16 protein-coding genes are annotated in these 19,987 nt (G+C 61.8%); 3 read left to right on the forward strand and 13 right to left on the reverse strand.

All coding sequences use genetic code 11. The features are described 5' to 3' along the window. Positions 1 to 22: 22 nt before the first annotated feature. A complete protein-coding gene (locus HJB91_RS22425; protein ID WP_210631818.1) occupies positions 23 to 1,174 on the forward strand; it encodes an ROK family transcriptional regulator in 1,152 nt (383 codons plus the stop codon). A 137-nt stretch (positions 1,175 to 1,311) separates the two neighbouring features. Here the strand turns inward: HJB91_RS22425 and HJB91_RS22430 are convergent, their stop codons facing one another. The 6 genes from HJB91_RS22430 to HJB91_RS22455 are packed head-to-tail and all read right to left on the reverse strand — an operon-like array spanning position 1,312 to position 9,446. Continuing rightward, entirely contained in the window at positions 1,312 to 2,358 is a 1,047-nt protein-coding gene (locus HJB91_RS22430; RefSeq protein WP_210631817.1) for a carbohydrate ABC transporter permease, read from the reverse strand. Position 2,359: 1 nt separating this feature from the next. Then, a complete protein-coding gene (locus HJB91_RS22435; RefSeq protein ID WP_210631816.1) occupies positions 2,360 to 3,355 on the reverse strand; it encodes a carbohydrate ABC transporter permease in 996 nt (331 codons plus the stop codon). A 1-nt stretch (position 3,356) separates the two neighbouring features. Beyond that, positions 3,357 to 4,463, reverse strand: a complete 1,107-nt coding sequence (locus HJB91_RS22440) for an ABC transporter ATP-binding protein (RefSeq protein ID WP_221147376.1) — start codon at positions 4,461 to 4,463, stop codon at positions 3,357 to 3,359. Beyond that, on the reverse strand, positions 4,451 to 5,815 hold the full coding sequence (locus HJB91_RS22445; RefSeq protein ID WP_221155920.1) for a glycoside hydrolase family 28 protein: 1,365 nt from the start codon (positions 5,813 to 5,815) through the stop codon (positions 4,451 to 4,453). The genes HJB91_RS22440 and HJB91_RS22445 overlap by 13 nt, the downstream gene beginning before the upstream one ends. Continuing rightward, entirely contained in the window at positions 5,812 to 6,906 is a 1,095-nt protein-coding gene (locus HJB91_RS22450; protein ID WP_221155921.1) for a glycoside hydrolase family 105 protein, read from the reverse strand. The genes HJB91_RS22445 and HJB91_RS22450 overlap by 4 nt, the downstream gene beginning before the upstream one ends. A gap of 17 nt (positions 6,907 to 6,923) precedes the next feature. Beyond that, positions 6,924 to 9,446 (reverse strand): hypothetical protein, encoded by a 2,523-nt coding sequence (locus HJB91_RS22455; RefSeq protein ID WP_221155922.1) that lies wholly within the window; start codon positions 9,444 to 9,446, stop codon positions 6,924 to 6,926. A 190-nt stretch (positions 9,447 to 9,636) separates the two neighbouring features. Here HJB91_RS22455 and HJB91_RS22460 point away from each other — a divergent pair, with 190 nt between their 5' ends. Further along, positions 9,637 to 10,923 carry an ABC transporter substrate-binding protein gene (locus HJB91_RS22460; RefSeq protein ID WP_210631811.1) on the forward strand — a complete coding sequence of 429 codons (1,287 nt, stop codon included), beginning with the start codon at positions 9,637 to 9,639 and terminating at the stop codon, positions 10,921 to 10,923. Positions 10,924 to 11,057: 134 nt separating this feature from the next. Here the strand turns inward: HJB91_RS22460 and HJB91_RS22465 are convergent, their stop codons facing one another. Then, on the reverse strand, positions 11,058 to 11,534 hold the full coding sequence (locus tag HJB91_RS22465) for a MarR family winged helix-turn-helix transcriptional regulator (RefSeq protein ID WP_221155923.1): 477 nt from the start codon (positions 11,532 to 11,534) through the stop codon (positions 11,058 to 11,060). A gap of 97 nt (positions 11,535 to 11,631) precedes the next feature. Between HJB91_RS22465 and HJB91_RS22470 the strand changes: the two genes are divergently transcribed. Then, positions 11,632 to 12,000, forward strand: coding sequence for an antibiotic biosynthesis monooxygenase (locus HJB91_RS22470; RefSeq protein ID WP_221155924.1), 369 nt, complete (start codon positions 11,632 to 11,634; stop codon positions 11,998 to 12,000). A gap of 96 nt (positions 12,001 to 12,096) precedes the next feature. On the opposite strand, the gene HJB91_RS22475 is transcribed toward HJB91_RS22470, so the two are convergent. From HJB91_RS22475 to HJB91_RS22500, 6 genes are all read right to left on the reverse strand, one after another. Further along, entirely contained in the window at positions 12,097 to 14,241 is a 2,145-nt protein-coding gene (locus tag HJB91_RS22475; protein ID WP_221123431.1) for a methyl-accepting chemotaxis protein, read from the reverse strand. Between the two features lie 16 nt (positions 14,242 to 14,257). Continuing rightward, positions 14,258 to 15,187 carry a substrate-binding domain-containing protein gene (locus HJB91_RS22480; protein ID WP_210631807.1) on the reverse strand — a complete coding sequence of 310 codons (930 nt, stop codon included), beginning with the start codon at positions 15,185 to 15,187 and terminating at the stop codon, positions 14,258 to 14,260. 197 nt (positions 15,188 to 15,384) lie between these two features. Next, positions 15,385 to 16,269 (reverse strand): carbohydrate ABC transporter permease, encoded by an 885-nt coding sequence (locus HJB91_RS22485; RefSeq protein WP_210631806.1) that lies wholly within the window; start codon positions 16,267 to 16,269, stop codon positions 15,385 to 15,387. Beyond that, positions 16,259 to 17,185, reverse strand: coding sequence for a carbohydrate ABC transporter permease (locus HJB91_RS22490; RefSeq protein WP_210631805.1), 927 nt, complete (start codon positions 17,183 to 17,185; stop codon positions 16,259 to 16,261). The genes HJB91_RS22485 and HJB91_RS22490 overlap by 11 nt, the downstream gene beginning before the upstream one ends. A 52-nt stretch (positions 17,186 to 17,237) precedes the next feature. Further along, positions 17,238 to 18,458: a sugar ABC transporter substrate-binding protein gene (locus HJB91_RS22495; RefSeq protein ID WP_210631804.1), complete on the reverse strand. Its 1,221-nt coding sequence runs from the start codon at positions 18,456 to 18,458 to the stop codon at positions 17,238 to 17,240. A gap of 46 nt (positions 18,459 to 18,504) precedes the next feature. Next, complete coding sequence (locus HJB91_RS22500; protein WP_210631803.1) at positions 18,505 to 19,824, reverse strand: alpha-L-fucosidase; 1,320 nt, start codon at positions 19,822 to 19,824, stop codon at positions 18,505 to 18,507. Between the last annotated feature and the right edge of the window lie 163 nt (positions 19,825 to 19,987).

Raw genomic sequence — 19,987 nt, forward strand, 5'->3', positions numbered from 1 at the left:
TGTAAATCAATATGTTTGGAAAATGAAGTACGCTCCGCTGGACCACGTTGCCCCACATTTCCTGCGAGACACAGAGCCCGCGAGAGTAGCCTCCCGTAACGAACGGGACCTCTTGCGGTTGATCTGGAAGTCGCCCGGCATCGAGCGCTCCAGCCTGACCGATCCACTCGATCTCACCCAACAATCGTTGCACAGAATCGTCGGCCGGCTTCATGATCGGGGAATGGTCGTCTTTTCCCAATCGGAAAACCGGCGCGCCGGTCCACCAAGTCCGGAGCTGACACTGCGAAGGGAGTGGTGTCTGACGCTCGGCATCTCCATCAACGTCGGAACGATTGGCCTTTGCCTCATGGGTTTCGGCGAACCGTTGGACAATATGGAAATTCCCCAGGCCGGCTCGTCGCTATCCCTGGAAATGGAGCGGATCGAAGCAGCCGTCGAACAGATCCTCGCCCGGCGCGGCGCCAAGCGGCGCGACATCCTCGGCGTCGGCCTTGCAGTCTCCGGCCATCGCATGCTGGATACGGCTTTCAATTGTCCCCTGCCGCTGGCCCATTGGTCGCTGATCGACCTGGCGCCATTGCTTGGGGAGCGGCTTGGCCTGCCGGTCTGGGCGGACAATGTCGCCAGGACTGCGGCCTTGGCGGAAGCAATTTTCGGCGTCGGGCGTGACGTTGCCGATTTTGCCTATATCGCCCACCTTCATGGCTATGGCGGCGGCCTTGTCTCCGGCGGCATGCCGTTTCGCGGCAGTTTCGGAAATGCCGGCGAAATCTCCGTTCTTTTCGGGCGTCAGGACTACGATGATCGCCCCGCTCTCAACCAGCTGCTCGAGCATCTTCGCGGCAAGGGGCGCAGCGGCCTGACCCTGAGGGATCTGAAGGACGAAAATATGGTGGAGTGGGATGGTGTCGAGGAATGGATCGACCGCGTCACTCCGGCCCACAATCGTGCCATCAACGCGATCTGCGCGATCTTCGACCCGGCATTGATCGTGCTTGGCGGCGAGCTTCCACATTCGCTTGCGAGAATGTTGATCAAACGCACCGAATTCAACAATCTGCCTCGGCATGGCGCCTTGCGCGACATCCCGCAGCTCGCAGTGGCCCAGATCATCGATGCCCCCGGCGCGATCGGCGCAGCATTGATCCCGCTATTCGAAACCGTGTTGTGATGGCCTCTGCCAGTTAATCCTGCACGGCTCCGATCCAAATAGGACTGAAGCTGGCGCGACGAAATCGGAAAGGCAGACTTAAATCCTTGGAGGTTTCCTCGCCTCGACCCCAATCGGTGCCGCGCGCCAGGATTCGTTCACTTCATTCCCGTACCGGCAATGCCTGTGGTGATGTATTTCTGCAGGAACAGGAAGACGACGGTGACCGGCAACAAGCTGAGGAACGTCATCGCCAGGATATAGTGCCACTGCACCGAGAACTCTCCCTGGAAGGCGTTGAGCCCGACCTGCAGGGTGAAATTCTCGCGGCTGTTGAGGACGATGAGCGGCCAGAGGAAATCGTTCCAACGCCAGAGCACGGAAAAGATCGCCAGCACGGCAAGCGCCGGCGCCGTCAGCGGCAGGATGATCCGCCAGAAGATGCAGAATTCGCTCGCCGCATCGACGCGTGCCGCCTCGATCAGTTCGTCCGGTATGGTCAGCATATATTGCCGCAGCAGGAAAACGGCCGTCGGCGAGGCGACGGTCGGCAGGATGACACCCCAGAGATTGTCGGCGAGCCCGACCCCGACAATGACGAGATAGGCCGGGACCATGACGACGGCGAGCGGGATCATCAGCGTCGAGATGATGATGACGAACACAGTCGTGTCACCGCGAAATTTGTATTTCGACAGCGCAAAGGCAGCCATGGCGTTGACAACAAGCGTCAGCAGCGTCGCAACCACGGTGACGAAGACCGAATTTTTCAGGAAGGTCAGGAAGTTGAAGCGCGTCAACGGATCGGTGTAGTTCTCGGTGGCAACGGTCAGATGCTGCACCGGCGTGATTCCCTTGACATCGACACCGATCGGTTGCCCCGGATTTGCAGGATCGACCATCTGCGCCTTGAGACCGATGCGCCGCACCATGGCCATTTCACGCTGCTGGCCATCAATCGTTACGTTCCAAAGGCTGAGAGGCTTGTCGAATCCGGGCACGGTCTGCTCCACGGCGGCCCGCGGAAGCAGCGACGGCGGAAAGCGGGTGATCTCGGCCGCCGGCTTCAGCGAGGAGAGGCCTGCCCAGACGACGGGAATGAGCACGGCGAGCGTTCCGCCGATCAGCCAGACCCATGACAAGATATCGGTGATATCGATGCGTCCGGCCCGGCGTGTGCGTGAGAGAAAACTGATCGGGTTCATCTCAGGACTCCATCCGCTTGCCGAGGCGCAGCTGTATGAGGGTGAGAACCAGAAGCACCAGCCCCATGAGAACCGAGGCGGCGGAGGCAAGCCCGAAGAGACGAAGATCGCTGCCGAAGGCCATCTGGTAGATATATTGGACGATGAAGCTGTTGGCCGTGCCCGGGCCGCCGCCATTGGTCAGAACCCAGGCTTCGTCAAAGATCTGCACCGACTTGATCATCAGAAGGATGAATACGACCAGCAGGTTCGGGGCAAGAAGTGGAAGCGTGATCCTGAACAGCGTGCGGCGCGGTGAAGCGGCATCGATGGACGCGGCTTCATAGAGATCTTTCGGGATCGCCTGGAGGCCGGCGAGCAGGATCAACGTGTAAAAGCCCATATGGAACCAGACCGACACGACCACGACAAAAAAGCGCGACCAGCCAACGTCGAGCAGGAAGATCTCGGGCGGAACACCAAGCATCTGAAAGAAGGCGTTCAGCAGGCCGTTGCGATCGAGGAACCACTTCCAGATCAGGCCGATGACGACGGGAGACAGCAGAACCGGATAGAAGAACATCGCTCGGAAGAAGCCACGCGCCAAGATCGCCCGATTGAGGATCAGCGCCGTGATCAACGCCACCAGCAATGTGGCGATGACGTTGAAGGCCACGAACCAAAGCGTGTTCCACACCGCCGTCCAGAACAGCGATTCCTGGCAGGTTCCGGGCTGCAGATAATTGCCGCAGGAAAGCAGGGTGCGGAAGTTGTCGAGACCGACGAACGGCCGGTCGGAGACGAAGAGATTGGTGCCGCCCGTGAAGGCGTAGCCAACGGCGATGGCGATGGGAAGGAAGGTGAAGATGGCGAACAGGATGAGGTTCGGCGCCAGGAACAGCCATGGCATCCGCTTGCGGCCGAACAGACGCTCGATCGCATTCATCGGCGCCTCGACCACCCTCATCGCCGTTTCGCCTGTCTGAGACAGCAACGTACCGGCCGTGAGCTCTGCCATATCAGCGCCTCCCCTGCCCGGACCGTCTGCCAAAGGCCAGGCCGCTTTCGGGATCGAACAGATGAACGCGGGCCGGATCGGCATCGATCATGATCCGGTCGCCGGAAACCGGCGCGAAATGGCCGGCTTCATGGATGATGATCTGATCGTCTTGCCCGGCGAGATTTCCATAGACATAGGTCTCGGTCCCGAGCCCTTCGTGATACTGCACGACGAATGGCAGGCCGCGCTCGCTGGAGCGGGTGAAATGCGCTGGCCGGATACCGGCAACAACCGACCGACCGACCGCAATGCCGGCTGGATCGACACTGCTGACGATTGTGCCGCCGTTGCCGACATCGACGACGACGCCGCTTTCGCCGACGCCCGAGACCTTGCCCTTGATGATGTTCATGCGCGGCGAACCGAGGAAGCCGGCGACGAAGAGATTGCGCGGATGATCGAAGAGCTCCAGCGGTGCGCCGACCTGCTCGATCCGACCGGCGCGTAAAACGACAATCTTGTCGGCCATGGTCATCGCCTCGACCTGATCGTGGGTAACGTAGATCATCGTCGTCTTGATGTCGCGGTGGAGCTTGGTGATCTCGGCCCGGGTCTGGACACGCAGCGCCGCGTCGAGGTTCGACAGTGGCTCGTCGAAGAGGAAGATGTCGGGCTCGCGCACGATCGCCCGGCCGATCGCCACGCGCTGGCGCTGGCCGCCCGAAAGCTGCTTCGGACGTCGGTCGAGATACGGTTCGATCGCCAGCATCCTGGCCGCCTCGGCAATGCGCGCCTCGATTTCGGCACGTTTGAACTTCAAATTTTCCAGGCCGAAAGCAAGATTCTTGCGTACGCTCATATGCGGATAGAGCGCATAGGACTGGAAGACCATCGCGATCTTGCGCTCGGCCGGCGACAGCGCGCTGACGTCGCGTCCACCGATCGCGATTGCGCCCGAAGTCACCTCCTCAAGGCCCGCGATGATGCGCAAAAGGGTTGACTTGCCGCACCCCGACGGACCGACGAAGACGACGAACTCGCCGTCCTTGATGTCGAGTTCGACGTCATGCAGGATTTTGACGGCGCCATACGACTTGTTGACGGTGGAAAGTTTCAGTTCTGCCATGCCCCACTCCCATCAGATGCCGCCGTTTCCATGACGACGTCGATTGCGTTCCAGCCTTGCGGCAGCGGTGCAGGCCTCGTAATCCGCACCTCGTTCATCAATATCCCGGCGACATCGGCCACGTAGACGGCCGGCATTCCGCCGGGATACTCCTGCAGGCCGATCACCCGTCCGTCCGAACCTCGGGTCCAGGCATTGGCACGCCCGCCGCCACCCGTCTTCGGCGCGAGGTCGGCATTCGTCGGGCGCAGATCGTAGGTCCGCCCGGTACCAAGCTGCCCCGGCTGCTGATCGACGGTGATACGGGCCAGCGACACGTTCCGGATGCCTGACGGCGCCGCCGCAATGATGGTGATCGCGCCTTCCATCCGCCCGGTCACATCCTCGACGATCAGATTTTCGATGGCGCCCGCAGGGCGTTCGGCGATGCGATCGACGACATTGACGGTCAGCGCCTCCCCCGAACCCCAGAAACCATCCGGCGTTTCGCGGCACTCTACCGAAATTCTGGAAAACCTCACATTCGAGATCCGGCCGCCGTCGCGCGAGAATATGCCGAGCGCCCGGCTGGAAGCCGAGACGCTGCAATCCTCGAACAGGACATTGCTGACGTCGCCATGTGTTTCCGTGCCGATCTTCAGCGCGCAGCTCAGGCTCTGAACGGAGCAGCGGCGCACGAGAATGTTCTCGCACCGGCCGATGGCGACGCCTTGAGGACCGATGCTGGTTTTCAGGCAGATGCCGTCGTCGGCGGTCGAGATGTTGCAATCCTCGATGACGGCGCCGCGGCAGGCATCGAGCACGATGCCATCCGTATTGGGAAGGCGGCGGTCGTTCTCGATGGTGACGTCGCGGACGAGGACATCGGTGCAGTCGACGAAATGCAGTGTCCACATCGGCGAGCGGCTGACATGAATGGAACTGATCTCCACGTCGTCGCAGCCTTCGAAGACGACGACGCGGGGGCGGAATTCGGCGGGGATGAAGGTTCCCACAGTCTCATCGTCGCCAATGATGAAGCTCTCGCAGCCGGCTTCGATGCGCCCTTTCCCCGTCAGGCTGATCCGCTGCGCATCCTTGGCGACGATCATGCCGCGATCCGATTTCTCGGCGATCACCGAAACCGTCGTATGCGCGTACGCGGCATAATCGGGAACCGGACGCAGGATCGCCCCGGCGGCAAGATGCAGATCGACGCCGGAGCGCAGCCGGAGCCCCCGGCAGAGGTGGATGCCCGCCAGGAGTTCCAGGCGTCCGCCGCCGGACGCCGAAAGACGGTCGATCTCCGCTTGCAGACCGTCGGTATTGTCGCCGTCGAGCGCCTCGATCGCGACGAGGGAGGTGGCGCTCATTGGCGGCGGCCGCCTTCGATCAGGACTTCGGTCAGCAGCAGCATGGTCAGCGCCTGGCCGTAAGGCGTCGGCAGGTTCGGGATGCGCCGGTAGAAATCGAGGTCATGGCCCATCGGCGTGCCATCGGAAACGCCGTGGACGACGCCCTCGTCGTCGATCTGCGCCATCACGGCCTTGAGCGCGCGCTCCGCATGAACCCTGTCGCTCTCGTCGAGAATGCCGGCATTGATGGCGCGCAATATGCCATAGGCGATGCCTGCCGTGGCCGAGGTTTCGATCGGCGAGGACGGATCATCCAGAAGCGTCGTGAACATGCCGTCCGGCCGCTGATAGACTTTCAGGGAGCGCACTTGGCTGACGAGGACGTTCGAGAGGTAACGCCGATCCTTCTCACTGAGCGTCGGCACGAGATCGAAGAGCTCGGGAATGGCAACAGTGATCCAGGCGTTGCCGCGCGCCCAGAAGGCACTGGCGAAGTTGTGCCGGCCGTTGAAGGTCCAGCCGTGATACCAGAGCCCGGTCACGGGATCGGAGAGATAGCGGGTGTGGATGACGAACTGATAGACGGCCTCGTCGACCCAGTCGTTGCGCTCGCAGAGCACGCCGGCGCGCGCGAGGAAGAGGCAGGCCATGAACAGCGTGTCGTCCCACAATTCGCCGTCGTTGAGGCGTTCCTTGACGACGTGCTGGAAGCCGCCCTCCTCGGTCTTCGGCAATTCCATGATCAGCCAGTCGGCCCAGTCCTCGACGAGGGCGCGGAAATCGGGGCGGACGACATGCTCGACGAGGATTGCGAGCGGCAGCATCGGCGCCGTGCTGTTGATCTGGCGCGGCGGAAGGCCGCGTTCGATCTGTGCGCTGTACCAGGCGACGAGCTCCTCCAGCGCCTTATGGTCATTGGCGGAAATCGCGCGGCGCAGAAATCCATAAAGGCCAACGCCGACTTCCCAATCCCATTCGTCGAACTGGATGCCGGAGGCGGCATCGTCCGTCACGAGACCTTCCTTGATGCCCCGGAGCCGGCTGAAAGCCGTCGCCACGCGATCGATCGTCGTCAGGAGGGCGGCGTTGTCGACAGATGCTGTGTTCATGCTGAAGAACCTATGTTTTAGCAGTAGAACGGCCCGTCAGCGCCGGCTTGGCAAGCGGCGCTGTCGTGGGTGAGGATCGGGTGCGGCTGATCATGCGTGAACGCCCGGGGCTGACCGGCGATCGAAAAACCCTCCGCATAGGATAGAGCGATCGCCGGACCGCACGGCGGCGTCAGGGAAAGACGCCGAAGGGTCGGATCGAAGGACACCGCCGTCTGGCACAGGCGCTCGATGAAGCCCTTGAAAGCATCGTCATTGCCGGATGCGACGATGGCCGCCCAGCCGCAGAGCGATCCATGCGAGCGCGCCTCGCGGCCGGCGGTCGGCCCGTCGGTGATCAGCTCCAGGCCGTTCGAGGCCCAGAGGGCGGCAAATCCCCTGCCCGACCGGGCGATCAGCCATTTGTCCTCGACGATCAGATCGTCGAGACCGTCGCGGCCGATATAGGCGTGCGTCCAGGCATGCCGCGCATCACCCGTGTCCTCGATCAAAAGGGCGACGTTGCGATGCTGGGCGACACGCGGCAGGATGCCGTTGCCGGCCCAATAGGACGGTCGTTGGTTGCCCCACGGGTCGTCTTCGCCGGGATGGTTGACCCAGAGCCTCGCCATCGGATGGCCCGCTAGCCGGATATCGAGAACGTGCTGCTGATGCCCCTTCCGGCCGGTCTTGTGATCGACGACAGTCGAAAGCTGTGCGGCCTCGTTCTTGAAGAGCACGAGCTTGCCGCTCTCGAGCCCCTGGCTGTAGCGCGCCTCGACGCTTCTTCCGCGCGAAAGCGAAGCAAGCTCGGCGAGATCGGCCGGAGGCTCATAATCGCCGGCGCAGAACATGGTCAGCGCCGCGACGCCGTTGTTGAGCCAGCCCGTGCCGAAGGCGACCTGGGCGAAGGGCGCAAGCTCGGTCAGCGGGCCGGCGCGCAGTTCCTTGTCATAGGCGCGCCCCTGCGACCCCGCCGGAACGCCGGCAAGCGTATGAAGGGCGATCATGCGGAAGATGAGATCGATCTGGCCGCGAGCGCGGCCGGCGATCCCGCTCTCCGCCCAGCGCTCCAGTGCCAGCAGGCCGATGAAATCGATCGGGTAATAGGCGGCCGAGTTCCACTCCGCCAGGCCATGCGCTTCGACGCTGTCGAACCAGCGCCCGAGGCGCTCGGTGGCGAGCGCCGCCTGCTGACGGCCCGTGCGCCCCGAGGCCGAGAACATTTCGTCGGGCAGGAGAAGTCCGGCCAGAAGCTGGCTGGTATGGAAGCAGAGCACATGGTTCTCGCTCCAGAACCACATCGCGTCGTTGCCCGGCTCGTCGACCCAGTAGCGGTAGGAGAGAACGGAATGGCGGATGCGCTCGACCATCGCCTTGGGCATCCGGTCGCCATAGGCGCCAAGCAGCCACAAGAGCGGCACCATGATGAAATCCGAGCAATCCTCACGCTGATCGATGGAGGCGAGCGTCGCATCGACGATGCGGTCGAAGCTTTCCTGGTCGCCGTAGCCGGTTTCCATCATGGCGATCAGGCGGCCGGCGCGGTTGGCGCCGAAGCGGGCGCTGTATTCCAGCGCCTGCCGCTTGCGGGCGGCAAGCGACGCCTCTGCCGGCAATGGCGAGATGCTGCTCATGAAGGCGGCATCGATGACGCGGGTGACCGAGCCCGTCCCGGAGCCGATCGTCATATGGATGCCGTGATAACCGTCGGCAATGGCGCAGACATCGTCGGCCGTCAGCCGGTTCTGGCCGGCGTGCAGGGTCAGCTTCGCATGGGCGAGAACCGGCCGCTCGTGACCATGGCCGACCACCTTGAGCTCCACCGGCAGGTCGCGCTCGGGCGCCGTATCGAAGATGATCTCCAGCGGCTCTTTGACGAAGACGTCGCGGGCCGGGCGCACGCCGCGCGAAAGCGCTTCCAGCTCCCGCACCTCGTCCTGATCCAGCGATACTGGCAGCAGCACGCAGAGCGGCTCCTCGTCCAGCATTTCGAGCTCGAAGAACCAAGTCGTGTCGCGCTCGGCAAGATCTTCGGTATGGACGAGAATCTCGTTGTCGCCCGCCTCGAGCTGCAGCCTTATCTCGGTTGCGCTCTCGATGTTACGCTTGAAAGGTTCGAAGCGCACCGCCTCCTGCCCGTTGACCCATATGCGAACGCCGCCGCAGGTCTTGAGCGCGAGATTGAGCGTGCGGGGCGCCTCCGTCCTGAAGGTGCCCTTCAGCCATTTCCTGACATGCGTCGGCACATGCCAGAAGCTGGTGAATTCGACGCGGCGGTTGGAGCCGGGAAGATTGAGGCTCTCGGTCTGCCAGGATGTGTCGGGCATAAGCTCGCGGCCGACCATGGTGGACCAGAAGGCCTTGCGGCACGGCAGGTCGCCGACATCGACAAAACCGTTGATGAAACGATAGTCGACGCGGTCTTCGGCGGGCGCGGGCTCGCCGGGAAAATAGCGCGCGATGAGGGCGGACACGGCCCACGCTGTTATCGTCTGCCTCTGGCCCACGCCATAGGCTGGCGCCATGTCGTCCGGCTGCTTGATGCTTTCCGTTTTCACAGATCGCCTCCTCCGCAATCCAATGAAAATATTTTCATCAGGTTATTTGGTGCGTGATTTTTGAAAATTGCTCAAGAACGCCGCTATTGCTGCAGGAAATAGCTTGACGAGATGAATGTCAAGTATATGAAATTGACTTATCGATGGCCAAGGCCGCGATTGATGAAAATGTTTTCATGGGAGGATGAAAATGAAAAACTATCTATCAGGGGCTTTCGCACTGGCGTTGACGACTGTTTCCCTCGCTTGGTCCAGCACTGCCATGGCGGAAACCAAGACGATCACCTTCTTATTCACCGACGACGATCAGGCTTACGTCGAGCGGATGGAAGCCCTGAGCAAGGAATTCGAAACGGCGCATCCCGACATCAAGGTCAACTTCGTCTCATCGGGCTATGATGCGGTCGCCAAGCAGTTGCCGGTACAACTTGCCGTCGGCGAGGGTCCCGACATCGCCAAGATCACCGATTGGCAGCTGGCGCCCTATTACCTCGACATGCGCCCGCTGATGAAGGATCCGGATGGCTTCGCCAAGCTGCACGGCGACAGCCTGAACACGCTTCGCTTCCCCGGCGTCAACGATCCGAACTCGATCAACGGCTATGTTGCGTCACAGACCTTCAACCTGCCCTTCGTCAACAAGACGCTCTTCGAGCAGGCCAAGGAACCGCTTCCCCAGCCGACCGCTACACTAAGGGACATTGTCGAAGCCTCCGCGCGCGTCGCCAAGGCCACGGGTGCGCAGATCCCCTTCACGATGGACCGCTCGGGCCATCGCTTCTCGGGCGCTGCCTTCTCCTACGGCTCGAACTACGTCAAGGACGGCAAGTTCTCGTTCCCCGACGATGCTGCCAAGCGCTACATCACCGACCTCTACAACTGGACGAAGGACGGCTCATTCCCCAAGGAAATGTGGGGTGCGGCCGGCGGAACCCAGTACAAGAACATGGGTGACGAGTTCGTCAACGGCAATGTCGTGACCTATCTTGCTGGCAACTGGATGGTCAATCCGTTCCAGAAGAAGATCGCCGACGCTTTCGACTGGACGGCGATCAGCGCGCCGTGCGGCGATGCCGGCTGCTATGCAATGCCGGGCGGCACCGCGATCGTCGGCTTCAAGCGCACCAAATATCCCGAAGCCGTGGCCGCGTTCATCGAGTTCCTCGGCTCTGAAAAGATCCAGCGTGAAATCGCCGAAAATTACGTCATCCTGACCGGCGCCGACATCAAGGATCCGCAATACAAGCTCGAGAGCAAGAACGCCAAGGAAGCCATGGCCGTCTTCCTTGCGGCCCGCGACAGTGCGCCGCAGGCCGCCCGCGACCTGGAACGCCTCAAGGGATCCGGGGCCATTTATCAGCTTATCGTCCAGCGGATGAGCCAGCTGATCGTCGGCGAGCTTTCCCTCGACGACACCTTCAAGGCCATGAGCGCCGACGTCGACAAGATCAACGGAGCGCTTGCCGCCAACAAGTAATCGGCCGCGCCTGTCTCCCACAGATTGCGCGCTGCATCAGCCACGGCCTCGCAGCGGGCCGTGGCTGATCGTTTTTGACCCCTTTCTCACAGATCCGTTTCCGAGGATCGGCGGCAGCGTTATTTCAACTGCCGTCAACCCGGCTCCTCGCCGCCTTCGCTTCCTTCCAGCTTCTGGAGAAGCGCCTTCATGACCCGATGGGTGATTTCGATGTCGGTGATTTCGAGGCCCTCCGCGAGGCCGCTTGCCCATGGGGCCTGGAGGCGCATAGCGGCGTTGAAGGTCTCGCGGCCCTTCTCCGTCAGCACCACGAGTTGGGCGCGCCGGTGATGCGGATTGGCCGCGAAGGCGACAAGGCCCTCCTTCTCCAGATCGTTGACGATGCGCTGCACATTCTGGCGGTTCGCGCCCATGTCACGCGCGAGCCAAGCGACCGGCTGAGGGCGCGCCGACGCGCCGACCGTGCCGAGAACCTGCCAGCGCGCACTCGTCAGCCCAAGGCCGGCAACCAGCCTGTCGCCCGACGTCAGCATACGGTTGTTCAGCCGGAACAGGTCGAGAATGAGAATGGTCAATGCGGATCCAGCAGCTGTTCGCTCAGGTTTACCCATTTGTCACCATGCAATATATTTGACATCATAATGTCAATATCATATGTCTCGTTTATGTCGAATTGACATCACGCAACCATACAGAATGGAGTGTACCATGTCACGCATTCGCCCGATGGACCCTGCCTTCCCGATCGAGCGCCAGATCGACATCGATGCGTTCCCGGTCGTACTCGTCAACCTGTTCACGCTCGACAAGGCCGATGAAAAGGCATTCCTCGAAAACTGGCAGGACGACGCAACCTTCATGAAGAAGCAGCCGGGCTTCATCTCCACCCAGCTGCATCGCGCATTGGGCGAGAACCCGACCTATCTCAATTACGCCGTCTGGGAATCGAACGAACATTTCCGCGAGGCCTTCACCCATCCCGAGTTCCGGGCCAAGATTTCGGCCTATCCCTCCTCGGCGATCGCCTCGCCGCACCTCTTTCAGAAGGTTGCGGTGCCAGGCATCTGCGTGGCTTAGCCGAAAGAGCCAGGAATTCGGGCCCGTGAAGGAAGGTAGACGCGGCTCCCGCCGGCTTGCCGGCGGGAGCGGTTGGATGTTTGCATCAGCAGGACATCAGGACGCCAATGCGTAGTATCGCTGCTCCGACCCCCTGCCGCTGCCGGTCTTGAAGCGGCGCAGCAGTTCGGCGAGGCTTTCGGTTTCCTGGGTCAGGCTCTGGGCGGCGGCCGTGGTCTGTTCGACCATCGCGGCGTTCTGCTGTGTCACCTTGTCCATCTGGTCGCCGGCGGCCGAGACTTCGCGCAGACTCGTCGCCTGCTCGCGGGCGGCAACCGCGATTTCAGCAACGGTCTCATTCATCGAAGAGACCTGCTCGACGATCTGCTCCAAGGAGACGCCGGATTCGCCGACCAGCTCGACACCCGTCTTGACCTGCGCCGAGGAGGTGGAGATCAGTTCCTTGATCTCCCTTGCCGCATTGGCCGAGCGCTGGGCAAGCTCGCGGACTTCCTGGGCGACGACGGCAAAGCCCTTGCCGGCTTCACCGGCTCGAGCCGCTTCGACACCGGCATTCAGTGCAAGCAGGTTGGTCTGGAAGGCGATCTCATCGATGACGCTGATGATGTTGCCGATCTTCGACGACGAATTCTGGATTTCCGTCATTGCGGCGATGGCGCGGGAGACGATCTCGCCGCCCTTTTCCGCATTGGTGCGGGCCGTCGCCACGACAGCCTGGGCGCGGCTTGCACCCTCGGCCGTCCCGTTGACGCCCCGCGTCACGTCGCCAAGCGCCGCGACGGTTTCTTCCAGCGACGCAGCCTGCTGCTCGGTGCGGCGGGCAAGATCGTTCGAGGCGGTGGAGATTTCCGCAAGGCCGGAGCGGATCGTCGTAACCGCGCTGATGACGGAATCGACCGCCTCCTCGAGGCTTGCGACCGAATTGTTGAAGTGATCGCGGATTCTGACGTAGCGGGCGTCCACTTCGCCGACGCGGACGGATAGGTCGCCTTTCGAGAGCGCGTCGAGACCAAGCGAAATCTGTCGGAAGGCATGTTCCATCACCTGCGCGTCGGAAAGCCGCTCGGCCTCCTGGCGCAGCCGCTCTTCTTCGGCCGCCAGGCGGGCGCGCTCGGCATTGGCCTCGGCGATCAGCTTGGCGCGACCCGTTTCCTGGAACACCTTCAGCGAACGCGCCATGGCGCCCAGTTCATGGCGGTGCTCGACGCCTGTGATGACGATAACGTCGTCGCCGCGGGCGAGCTGTTCCATGGATTGCGCCATGCCCCGGACAGCCGAGGAAATCAGCCGGCCGACGAAATAGGAGAGCACGAGGCCGATGACGATCAGCAGGCCGCTGATGACGAGCGTCGTGCTGGTCGCCGAGGCAACCGTTGCTTCGACCGAGCCATCAAGGTTCTTCTGCGCGCCGGTCACCGTCGCCTGCAGATCCTTGAATTCGCCTGCGATCTTCGGCGCCAAAACGTTGAGCTGCGTCTGGCGGATATTGCCGGAGGCCTGCAGCACCTCCTTCATGTCGCCGAGGCGCGCGGTGTAATTCTGCATGAGCTGGCCGGCGCCCATCAGGCGTTTCTTCTGCAGCTCGTTCTTGGCAGCCTTGGCAGCGGCGTCGTTCAACGCCACTGCCTGGGCAAGTGCTGCCTGCGCCGTGTCATAGGCGGCGAAGTCATCGGAGTGAACGAAGCGCTCGGAGAAATAGAGACTGCGGTTCAGGGCCTCCAGCGTTTCCGCTGTCATGTGCAGCAGGGCAACGTCGGTCTGGCGCCAGGCGCTGCGCATGACGTCGTTGAGCGCGATGCTGGTCCAGGGGCCGAATTCGGTGACCTTGGAGATCAGCAGGTCGCGCCGGGCCTGAAGGGTGACAATCTGTTCGAAGGCCTTTTCGTAGGCAGCGATATCCTGGCGGATCATCGCAAGGCCGGACTGCAGCTCCTTGTTGCCGGCAAAACGCGGGTCATCCGCCTCGAAGGCCTTCACGCCGGCGCGGAAACCATCGACGACGGCCTGCGTCGGCGTCGAGCGGAAGGCTTCGGCCGACAACTGGATCTCGTGCAGCTGGTCGCTGTAATCCGAGATGGCGAGGCTCTGGCCTGCCGTGGCGCGATAGGAGGCGAAGATGGCGGCAAGCCCGTTCATGCCGGAGATCGCGCTGACCGTGAGCAGGCTCATCAGCAGGATCAAAGGCACGAAGCCCGCCGTGATCTGCGCGCGAATGCCGAATTTATTCCAGAAATGCAACATTATAGGCCTCTTATGCTCACTGGCTCTTCGGCAGGTATTTGGAAAGGTTCTCAGACGTCACGAGTTCAAAGGGAACGTTGTTTTCGCGCGACACCTTCTCCTTGTTGACGAGCTTCACGGCAGCGTCGACTGCGGCCGCGCCCTGCCCGACGGCGCTCTGGAGAATGGTGACGTCGAGATCGCCGGCCACCATTGCGGCAAGCGCATCGTCGGTCGCGTCGACGCCGGCGACGACGACATCTTTCATCGGCATGCCGGCCTTCTTCATGGCGCGGATCGCGCCGAGCGCCATCTCGTCATTGTTGGCGATAACGGCGTCGAACTTGACGCCGGCCGCAAGCCACTCCTGCATCTGCTGGTCGGCATAATCGCGCGACCAGTAGGCGGCCTGCCGCTCGACGATCTCCAGGCCCTTGCATTCCGGCGTGGCGATGACATCCGATATATCCTGGGTGCGGGCGCGGGCGGCCGCGTGGAAAGGCTCGCCCATCAATACGACGACGCGGCCCTTACCCTTGAGCAGCGCGCAAACCTGCTTCGTCTCCAGCGTCCCCGATTCCTTTTCGTTGGAGGCGACCACGACCTGATTTTCAGGAAGATCGAGCAGGTTGGAAGGAACGTTGTTGATGTAAACAAGCGGAATGCCCGCATCCGCCGCCATCTTGGTCATCTGCGGCCCGAGATCGCCATCCGAAACCGCCAGGATGATGGCGTCGACCTTGTCGGCGATGAGCTTCTGGACCTGCTTCTTCTGCAGCTCGTTGTCGCCCTTGGCGTTCTCGGTAACCAGCTTGAGGCCGGAGACCATCTGCCCGTGCGTGACGACGCCATTGAGAAGCGCTGTCCTGAATTTGTCGAGATCGGACATCGAAACGCCGATCGTCTGAGCATTGGCAACAGAGACCGACATCGCCAAGGCGATGGATACAAGCGTGGCCGTTTTCATAAATTCCCCTGCGCAATTCGGATAGAAGCGCGTTATTTCAAATTTTGGTTAAATTTTACTTTTCGCGCCGGAGCTGGAAGTATCGGCGGGGGACTTGATGCCGTGGCGGCAGCCCCTTCTTCGGCTCCGGTCACGTGGACTTGAGAGGCGCTGCGGCAAATTCGGAACTGATGCCTCAAGTCTTTGTTTCATTGACGTTATCTTCCGCCGAATCCGGAGCCGACGCTGATGCCCTTGTAGATTACTCTCTGCAGCACGATGGCGAGGATTACCCCAGGCACCATGGAGATGGTGGCGCCCGCCATAATGTAGTTCCAGGCGGTGCCCTGCTGCGTCTGGAACAAGGTGAGCCCGAGCGGCAACGTGGCCTTTTCGAGCCCACTGGTGGCGATCAGCGGCCAGAGGAAACTCTTCCACTGCGCGATGAAGGTAAAGAGCGACAGCAGGCCGATCGCCGGCATGGCGAGCGGAACGATGACCCTGACCAGGATGCGCAGGCGCGAAGCCCCGTCCATCATCGCCGCCTCATCGAGGTCCTTGGGAATGCCGAGAATGAACTGCCGCAGCAAGAAGGTGCCGAAAGAGGAGAATGCGACCGGCAGGATCATGCCGTGATAGGTGTTGATCCAGCCGAGCTTGCTGACCAGAAGGAAGAGCGGGATGACCAGCATCACCTGCGGGATCATCAGCGTGCTGAGATAGGTGAGCAGCAGCCCTTCACGGCCGGGGAACCTCAGGCGGGCGAAAGCGTAGGCCGACAGGCAGGAGACCACGATGACGATCACGGTCACGCCGCAGGCAACGACGAAGGAGTTCAGCAGGAAGGTGCCGAAGGGCAACGACACCAGCGCCTCGATGAAATTACCCCACTGATATTCCTCGGGCAGGATACGGACCGGCACGGCCAGCACTTCGGTGTTGGAACGCACTGCATTCGACACCATCCAGAAGAAGGGAAAGAGAAAGAGCAGCGCGATCAGCGACAGTCCTGCGTAGCTGACGAAGCTGCCGATCCGCCGCAGGATGCGATGCCGGTTCCGGGACTGGGAATGCGGATACCGCGAGGCCGGGTCAGTCGTCATAATGCACCCATTTGCGCTGCATGTGGAACTGCAGGATGGTGAGCGCCATGATCATGACGAACATCACCCAGGCGAGCGCCGAGGCGTAACCCATCTGGAAATTGGTGAAGCCCTTCTGGTAGATGGCGAAGCCGAGGGTGGCCGTCGCCGAGCCCGGGCCGCCACGCGTCATCGCAAAGATCTCGTCAAAGACCTGCAGCGAGGTGATGGCCGTCATGACCGTGGCGAAGAAGACCGTCGGCGAGATCAGCGGCAGGCGGATGCGCCAGAAGCGCCGCCAGGGACCGGCGCCGTCGATCATCGCCGCTTCGAGATAATGCTTCGGCACCAGGTCGAGCGCGGCGTTGAACATCACGACGTTGTAGCCGACATTGGCCCATAGCGTGACGAGCACGACCGCCTGCATGGCCCAGCTCGAACTCAGCAGGAAGTTCGGCAGGCCGAGGCCGAGCGAACGGATGACGCTGTCGGCGAGCCCGTCCGGCGTGAAGATCAGCAGCCACACCACAGAGGCTGCGATCGTCGGAGTAAAGGTCGGCAGAAAGAAGATCACCCGAAAGATCGCCTTGCCGCGCTTCAGGCTCGATATCCAGACCGCGAGCGTCAGCGAAACGATGATATTCACAGCCAGATACTCGACGGCGAAGAACAGCGTATTGCGCAATATGGTGTAGAGGGCTGGATCGACGGTGAAGAGCTTGATGTAATTCTGCAAGCCGACGAAGGATGGCGTCGAGATCAGCTGCCAGTTGGTGAAGGAGAGCGCCAGCGACGCGGCGATCGGCAGGGCCATGAAGATCATGAAGCCGAGGAAACTCGGCAGCAGGAACAGCATGGCCGTCTGCGTCTCGAGTTTCAAGAAGTGCCTGGGATGACCGGGCTGCAGGGCAATTTCGGCAACGGCGCTTTCCGACATCTCTTCCTCCATGCGCGGCAGCTCCCGCCGCCGCGCTCTAGCACGGCACGCTCTATTGCTGCGCGAGGCTCTGGATGGACTCCATCGTCTGCTTGGCGTCGGCGCTACCGCCGAAGGCGGGCGGGAAATACTGGTTGAAGAGATTTTCCACGGCCGCCCAGTTGTTCGTGATCGCATAGGGCACCGAATGCGCTAGCGAATAATCGAGCGCCTCGCCGCCATTGGTGATGTCCTTGGCCGCCACCTTGTACCAGGAGGATTGCGAGGCCGTACGCGCCGGCAGCGCCCGGCCCTGTTCGGCGAGGTACTGCAGCGCCTCAGGGCTGGTCAGCACCTGGATCGCCTTCCAGGCCGCGTCCTTGTTCTTGCTCGTCCTGGCAATGCCAAAACCGGAGCCCGCAGTGACGGCCGTAAGCTCTCCGTCTGCGCGCGGCAGGGTGGTGGAACCAACCTTGAACTTGACCTTGTCCTTCATGCCGATGATTGACCACGGACCGTCGATATACATGGCGACATTGCCAGAATAGAAGCGGCCCTGGATGACCGTGCCGGCATCGGCACTCGACGGCACCAGCGGCGCGACCTTGTCCTTGGCGGCAAAGCCGATCACCCTCTCGGCAGCGGCAATGGCGCTCCGATTGGTGAGGTCGAGCTCACCGGCATCGTTGACGTATCTATCGCCCCAGGCCGAGGCCAGGACCGAATAGTTCTGCGGGGTGATGCCGAAGCCGTACTTTCCGTCCTTCGTCAGCTTCTTGGCGGCATCGGTAAACTCGGCAAGCGTCCAGCCCGGCTTCGGTAAATGAATACCGGCGGCTTGGAGCGCGTCCTGGTTATAGTAGATGACCCACGGACCGACGTCATAGGGCAGGCCGTAGAGCTGCTTGTCGACGGACATGCCGCCGATGATCGAGGGGGTGAAGGCCCCGACGTCGAATTTGTCGGCCGCGATTCGGTCGTTCAGCGGCTCGAGCAGCGAATAGAAATTCGGCATGCGCAGCGACTGCATGGACACGATGTCGGCGAGCTGCCCCGACGCCGCCAGCACCGGCAGCCGCGTCCAGTAGTCGACCCAGCCCGTCGTCGTCAGCGTCACCTTGATATCGGGATATTTGGCGTTCACCATGTCGGCCAGGTGCTGCCAGCCTTTGGTATCGGCATCGGAGCCGGTCCACATCTGCCAGGTCAGGTTGATCTGCTCGGCCGAGGCGGCTGTGGCAAAGAGGCTGCCGCTAATTGCGGCAAGCAAAAGCGTTTTTTTCAGAACCTTCATGGGTTTCTCCTCCTCCATGACGCAATGAACACGCAAGTGCGATCGACTACGCCTTGAGGACGATCTCGATCACCGGGACGGTAACGTCGGGTCGCCGCACCGGCAGTTCGAGCGTGATCATGCCTTCCGGCACCATCACGCCGATATTGGAATCCACATCCCTGGTGTGGCTGAGCCAGCGCACCTCGCTGGCGTCGTGCAGGAATTGCGCATATGCGATCCTGTCGGCGAGACCTTCGATATGGATGTGGCGGTAAGGCCAGTTGTAGACATGCAGGTAGAGGCGGTTGCCGCGCTGGGTGTAGCGGCAGCCGGCCGGCACCGGAAATTGGGACGGACCGGCTCCGTAGATCGACCGGGCATTGACCGCCATCCAGTTCTGGTAGACCTCGAGTGCGGCGATGGCGCGGGCATCGAACGTGCCGCGGCCGGTCGGGCCGACATTCATCAGCAGGTTGCCGCCGAGCGCGACGGAATCGATGAGCAGCTGGATGATCTGTTCCGGGCTCTTCCAGCTGTCCTCGTCGCGATGATAGCCCCAGGAACCGCTGAAGGTGTGGCAGGCTTCCCAGAGCACGCCCTGACTCGCAAGAGCCGGCGCCACGCGCGGCGTATATTGCTCCGGCGTCGTGATGTCGGGCAGCTTGCCCGACGGCAGATCGAGGCGGTTGTTGACGATAATTTCGGGTTGCAGCTCGCGCACCAGCTCCAGCAGCCGTTCGCTCTCCCAGTCTGCGCGCCCCTTGCCGGGCAGGCCGCGATATTCACGGCGGGGATAGCTGAAATCAAACCAGATGATGTCGATGCGGCCGAAGCCGGTCAGAAGCTCGCGCACCTGTTCGCGCATATAGGCGGCGTAATTGACGATGTTGCGGCCGGCATTCAGCGCCTCGACTTCCGGATGATTGCGCAAGGGGTGGTGGACGTCGATCGGGAAATCGGGATGGTGCCAGTCGAGCAGCGAGTAATAGAAGCCGATCTTCAGTCCCTCGGCGCGGAAGGCCTCGACCAGCGGCGTCAGCAGGTCCCTGCCGCAAGGCGTGTTCGGCGCCTTGTAGTCGGTCACCTTGCTGTCCCAGAGGCAGAAGCCCTCATGATGCTTGGTCGTAACCACGACATATTTCATGCCGGCAAGACGCGCGCGGCGCGCCCATTCCTTCGGATCGTAAAGATCGGGATCGAAATTATCGAAATAGCGCTGGTAATGGTGGTCAGTCAGCTCTTCTCGGTTCTTCAGCCACTCATGCCGCGCTCCGAGGGCATAGAGACCCCAATGGATGAACATGCCAAGACGATCATGGCTGAACCAGGCGTGCTTACCCGCTCCCGACACCGAATTTTCAGGCTGGCGCTCCGAACTCGTCACAGGTTTTCTCCTCCCTGTTTTCCGGCCCCACCTCATGTCGAACCGGTTCGGTGACTGAACATCGTCCTGGATCCAGCGCATGTCAAGCCGAAATTCACAATTCGCAAACTCCGAAAGAGCCGGCTCAGAAGTAGTCATTTCGCCAGGTTCTGTTGCAACGGCG

Source organism: Rhizobium sp. NLR10b (assembly GCF_019685435.1).
In the GTDB taxonomy this organism is placed as follows: Bacteria; Pseudomonadota; Alphaproteobacteria; order Rhizobiales; family Rhizobiaceae; genus Rhizobium.